Source organism: Protofrankia sp. Cas3 (assembly GCF_963555955.1).
GTDB lineage: Bacteria > Actinomycetota > Actinomycetes > Frankiales > Frankiaceae > Protofrankia.
Window position 1 is genome coordinate 1 of record NZ_CAUVXP010000249.1, and the last position, 5,559, is coordinate 5,559.

Here is a 5,559-nt window from a genome sequence, read left to right on the forward strand (position 1 = left end):
GGCTGACGCCGGGCGCGCTGGTGCGGGTGACGCTGTCCTGCACCGTCGGACTGGGCGATCTCGCGATGCTCGGGGTACCCGGAACAGCGACGCTGCACGCCAGCGCCACCTCGCCCCTGGACGCGTTCGGTGACCAGCTCGGAGCGCCACTGTGACCCGCCGCCCCCACGACCGCCGCCACGGCCGGGACGCGGGCACCGTCACCGTGTTCGTCGTCGTCCTGTTCGCCGCGTTCGTGATGTTCGGCGGCCTCATTCTCGACGGCGGCGGCGCGTTGGCGGACAAGACCAGCGCGATGGGCGTCGCGCAGGAAGCTGCCCGCGCTGGCGCGCAGCAGCTCGACCTGGCCGCGTTCCGCCAGACCGGCACGGTCCAGCTGCTGCACGACCGAGCCGTCGCCGCCGCCCAGTCCTCCCTCACCCAGGCCGGCGCGACCGGCAGCACGACCGTGGACGGAACCACGGTGACCGTCACGGTCACCGTGGTGCACCACACCCAGCTGCTGGGCATCGTCGGACTCGACGCGCTCACGGTCAGCGGGACCGGCAGCGCCCGACCCGCGCCGCCCCCGGGCGGGGCGGTCCCATGAGCCCCCGATCCGCCCCCTACCGGCCCCGGCCTACCTGGGGCCGGCTCGCCGCGGCCGGCCGGGCTCTGGGCCGGCTGCTGCGCGCGGGCATCGCTCTGGTCGCGCTGGTCGCCCTGGTGGGTGGGCTGCCGTGGGGACTGTGGCATTTCATCGGCTGGCCGCTGCCGGACCGCCTGACCCCAGCCAAGACCCACACAGACCGTTACCAACCAGCCCGGGGACGCCGGGTAGGCGTTAGCCTGCCCACGTTCCGGTGGATTTTCGGGTCAGCCGCGCTCGGTGAACTCCCGCACCCGCTCCCGATTCAACACGCACGCAACGGTAGACCCGCGCAGCCGCCGTCTTCGACTCGTTTTTCGGGCGGGCTATGCCGGTGAGCCGGGTCTATCGACGATCATATTGTCGGGCTGAGGTGGCGGCTATGTGGCGAGCAGCACGCGCTTGCGGTAGACGGGTATTGCTCGCGGCATAGCCGATCGACCCAGCTCGACCACAAGATCAGAGCCAGCTCCCGGTCGACATAGCCGGACTGCCATGTCCGAGCGGCGTATCAGCGCCGGTGCTGTACTTGCGCGCTGATCCGATCCCTGCCCGGGACGTTTCCGGCTCCGCCCGGCAAGCCGACCTTCGAAGACGAGCATCTCGCGGGCCTGTTCAACACGTTCGCCCGCCAGCTGGCCAGGGACCCGCGGGCGTGGACACGACACACCGCAGCGTTCGTTCACGGGCGGTTCGACGCTTTGGCGTCGAGCTGGGACGCGCTCCGCGCGACCGGCCGCGACGACGCCCTGCGGACGCGGTTGCCCGCGGCGGGCCGCTGCCCGCCGGTCTGTGCCTCGACCTCGGCTGCGCCACCGACTGGTACCCAGGCTGCTGGCACACGGACGGTTCCTCGCCGGAGCAGTTCGACCGGAGCGGTTCGACCGGAGCTAGCGCGACCTTACCGTCGGCGACAGGTGAGGGCTGGATGACGAGACCGGAGGAGATGACGGGCCAGGCGGCCTTGACCCTCCTCCCCTCCTCCACCATCGCGGCGAGCACCGCCACCGAAGGGTCGGAACGGGCGACCTTCGTATCCAGCACCGGATGCGCCGTACCCGCCAAATCCAGCCTAAAGTACTACTTGGGGCTGGTGAGCCATGCGCGGAAGGCGTCGAGGTGTTTTTCCATCGCGCGCCGCGCTTTCTCGCGGTCACCGGACAGTATCCCCGCGGCTATCGCTCTATGCGCGCGGGGTATTGCTCGGATGAGTTGATGCCGGGCGTGTTCGTCGTGATGCTGTTCCCAGCGTTCGCTGGTGAGCCGAAGCATGATGTCGATGAACAGCTCCATGGCGGGGTCGCCGGTGAGACTGGCGAGGACTCGATGGAAGCGTTGAAGGTCTTGGATGGAGGCATCGGGCGGGAGGTCCCGTTCGGCCCGTAGTTGGTCGTCGATGGCGCGCCGCGCGTCCTCGTGCAGGCGGTCGATGACGCGGTCGACGGCAGCAAGCTCGAGTGCCTTGCGTGTCGAGAGCACGTCGGCCGGGCCCAGTCCGCGGTGGGACAGATGTATCCATGCGGCGTAGGCGGCGGCGTCGACGGACGGCTCACTGATGACGAGGCCGCCTGATGGCCCCTTCCGCATCGTCGCGATCGAGTCGCGTTCGAGGATGCGGATTGCCTCGCGCAGGACACCCCGACCGACGCGGTAGCGCTCAGTGAGGGTTTGTTCCGAGCCGAGTGACGTCCCTACGGGCCACCCAGCGTTGGCGATCTCGTCGGCGATCTGGCGGGCCAGCTCGTCGGCGGCCTTCGCGGGTCGCCCGATCCTGTCTGCCGAGGGTGGTCCGGTGAGCACCGTCCCAGGGTAAAGGTCCTACGGCAGTCGAACCCCGAGTCTCTGTACATCCGAGTAGAGGAACCTGTACTGTGCCGATCCGTGGCTAGGAACCGTCGTTGAGCGGACATCGGAAGGACGTGGATCTGTGGCTCATCTGCCTCGCCGGGGTGACTTCGAGTGGCAGCCGCTCGTCAGCCCCTTTCAGCCCATCGCGGCCGACATGGACTCGGATCGCTCGTACTTCGGGATGCCGCCGGAGGCGCTCTACCTGTGGGGAACGGTGCGTGACGACACAGGGGACCTGCATACGATCATGCGGCGGATCCCGCACAGGGACGAGCCGAAGGGAAGTCGCCGCCGGTTGATCGTGCAGTCCACGATCGGTGGTACCGATCACCTGGCCATGCATCCGGTGGGACGAGAAGCGGCGCCGAACGACGGCTTCTCTCGGGTGCTGACGGGTGATCGCGTGATCTGGTCGAGTGCGCCTGACGCGCGAGGGAAGCCCTTCGAGGTGTGGTGGGAGGACGGCCGTTGCGCGTGGCGGGAGGAGGGCGCGTTCGACCTTGCCGGGACGATGGTGCAGCCAGCGTTGCAGTGGTACCTGCCTGGCCGCGACGCGGGCATGTACTACGCTGCGACGATCTTCGAACTTGAAGGCGAGATCTTCGGCCGGCCGTGCAAGGGTCTGATCGGATTCGACCAGATTCACATGTACGAGGGCGGCGAGATGTACCAGAAAAAGGATGCCCTCATCGGCGAAAAGCTGGAACTCGTGTGGTACACGTGGGCAACTCGCTACCAGGACGGCAGTCTCGACGCGGGCCATTTCACGTTGGGCAATGACCGGTTCGGGTTCGCGGTCCTGGGCGACGAACACGGCGATGTCCGGTGGGACTACGACGTCGACGGCGAGGTAACGTACGGCGAAGACGGCTACTGGCACACTGGTATCAGTTACGCCGCGCTCGGTGAGAAATGGGAGTTTATTCCGGACGAGCGCGGTCGGATGCCAGACCTGGGGCCGATACCCAACCCGCAGCTCGAGGGTCGCTGGCGACGCGTAGGGGACGACCGTGAACCGGCCGTATGGTTCGCCTGGGGCGAAGCCGCACCCTCACACGGCACTAGACCCACCAACCGATTCCGGTAGTCACCCGTGCCGAACGGACCTCGCCCGACGACCGTCGGCCTCATCCGAGACGATCGTGAGCGCCGCCGTCTCCTCGTGAACCGAGAGGTGACGCTCAGAGCATGGTCGGGCCGTTCGCCGCACCGGCGCCGGTGACCGCCAGACCTGTCCCGGTGGACCCCGCGCGCGGCCACCCCGTGGACGCCGCGGCCGGCGCCGTGGGATGGCACGGCGGTCGGGGTGCCGGCCCGCCCGGCGGGGGTGCCGATCCCCATTCAAAGGCCCGCTCGCGGTCACGCCGATGTTCCTGCGCTCCAACCGGCGGATCCACGCCCTCCTCCACGTCATCTGCCTGGCCCTACTGGTCTTCTCCCTGATCGAACGGCAAGCCCGCCTCGGTGCCGCCCCCGACGGGAAAATCCCCGGCCTCTACGCCGGCCGCCCCGCCCGCCCCACCGGCCGGCTCGTCCTCGAAGCCCTCAACCGGCTGCGCTTCGTCCCAGCCCACGACGGGGCACCCGCCTACATCCCCCAGCCCGGCACCCTCCAACAGCTCCTCCTCGACATCCTCGGCGTCGACCCCACCCGACCACCATGATCGAAAACCGGGCCCGTCGACACATCGAAACCCCATGTGCGGAAGACGCGGCCAGGGCGGCCCAGGCCGGCCAGCGGACGTGTCGGGCCGGCACTGCCCGACCATGATCCAGCCTTGATCAAGGCGGCCGGTCCGAATCACCGGAACTGCATTCAGATCGAGGTTTGACACACGTCCAGCGCGGCCGGGATGGTCGATAGAGCCGGTCCTCATCCTGTTCCAGATCAGACATGTAGGTTCTCGTTTTCGATGTCCATCAGCGAAAGTCGAGACCAGGGCGTTGACGTCTTTCTCATCGATCTGTCCGCGTCTTGATCCTCATGGATCAGTCCATTTCCTCGGCTGGCGGGGCAGCGTGGACTGCCGTCGGTGCTGGTCGTGGTAGGCGTACCGGTTGGCTGCATCTGCCTCGTCGCGCCGGCTGCGGCGCCGAAAGGCTTCGGGCGGGCAGCGGCAACGGGAGGCGGGCGGACGCCCGCAGCCGTGATCGCCCAAGGTGTTCGCCGACGACTTTGCGATCTTGGCGACGTTGACCGCGACCTTCCTGCTGTTCCCCGGACGGCGGTCGGCACCTGCCTGGGCGGTCCATGCTGGATGGTGTGGACCAGGAATCACTCATGGCGGGTCGACGGCACCGCGCGGCGCGCGCTGTCAACGACCACGCGCGCACCGCAGCTCGGTCCGAGTCGGGTGGAACGCGACCGACCGGACAGAGGAGAGCGTGAATCTCAGCCTCGGTGTCTTTGACATCTTCGCCTACTCCGTTCCCGGCTCGCTGTACCTTGCGCTCCTGCTGTACGTCCTGGACCGGGCGTCGTGGATCGATGTTGAGCAGGTCGGCGACCTCAACTCCACGGTGCTGATCGCGGGCGGGATCGTCGCCAGCTACCTGCTCGGCCACCTGACCTACGCCCCGCGCCGGTTCCTGGGGCGGCGGATGCCGCAGTGGCTGGGCCGAGGGCGGAGCGCTCGGCGGGAGTTTCTCGACCGCTTTCCCGGTGCCCGGTCGATGGCGTTCGTCCGGGTCGACCAGGCGGTCGTCTTCGCGGCCATCGAGGTCAAGGCGCCCGACTCGGCGGTGGAGATAAGCCGGCTGCGAGCCAGCGGAATAGCGTTGCGCAACGCCGGGTTTGCCTTCCTCCTGTCGGCGGGCGTCGCCGCCGTCGAGCTGGTCGTCGGCAACGAACGGGGTTTCGCGGCGTTCTGCGTGGGGGCCTTCCTCGCGGGTTTCGTCGGCGCGACCCGGGCCGGGCACGAGCTGTCCCGGTGGGCCGCCCTCAAAACCCTCGAAGTGGCATTCTGGCTGCCCGACATCGAAGCCGAGCTGGCCACGAGGTCGCCGGCCCCTCCGCAACCATCGCCCGCACCGCCGGCCCCGTCCGGAACGCCATAGCGCCTCCGGCCTGGTGCCGCCACCTA

The 5,559-nt window shown here is 68.6% G+C and carries 6 protein-coding genes; 5 read left to right on the plus strand and 1 reads right to left on the minus strand.

All coding sequences use genetic code 11. The features are described 5' to 3' along the window. The first annotated feature begins 151 nt into the window (after positions 1-151). Entirely contained in the window at positions 152-589 is a 438-nt protein-coding gene (locus tag U9983_RS26410; protein WP_322756606.1) for a pilus assembly protein TadG-related protein, read from the plus strand. Further along, positions 586-966, plus strand: coding sequence for a hypothetical protein (locus U9983_RS26415; protein WP_322756607.1), 381 nt, complete (start codon positions 586-588; stop codon positions 964-966). Before U9983_RS26410 ends, U9983_RS26415 begins: the two co-directional genes overlap by 4 nt. Before the next feature lie 742 nt (positions 967-1,708). Here U9983_RS26415 and U9983_RS26420 read toward each other — a convergent pair. Then, positions 1,709-2,428, minus strand: coding sequence for a FadR/GntR family transcriptional regulator (locus U9983_RS26420; protein ID WP_322756608.1), 720 nt, complete (start codon positions 2,426-2,428; stop codon positions 1,709-1,711). Between the two features lie 127 nt (positions 2,429-2,555). Between U9983_RS26420 and U9983_RS26425 the strand changes: the two genes are divergently transcribed. The 3 genes from U9983_RS26425 (at position 2,556) to U9983_RS26435 (ending at position 5,533) form a co-directional block, all read left to right on the plus strand. Further along, positions 2,556-3,563 carry a hypothetical protein gene (locus U9983_RS26425; protein WP_322756609.1) on the plus strand — a complete coding sequence of 336 codons (1,008 nt, stop codon included), beginning with the start codon at positions 2,556-2,558 and terminating at the stop codon, positions 3,561-3,563. Positions 3,564-3,843: 280 nt separating this feature from the next. Beyond that, positions 3,844-4,140: a hypothetical protein gene (locus U9983_RS26430; RefSeq protein WP_322756610.1), complete on the plus strand. Its 297-nt coding sequence runs from the start codon at positions 3,844-3,846 to the stop codon at positions 4,138-4,140. 721 nt (positions 4,141-4,861) lie between these two features. Then, positions 4,862-5,533, plus strand: coding sequence for a hypothetical protein (locus tag U9983_RS26435; RefSeq protein WP_322756611.1), 672 nt, complete (start codon positions 4,862-4,864; stop codon positions 5,531-5,533). The last annotated feature ends 26 nt before the right edge of the window (positions 5,534-5,559 follow it).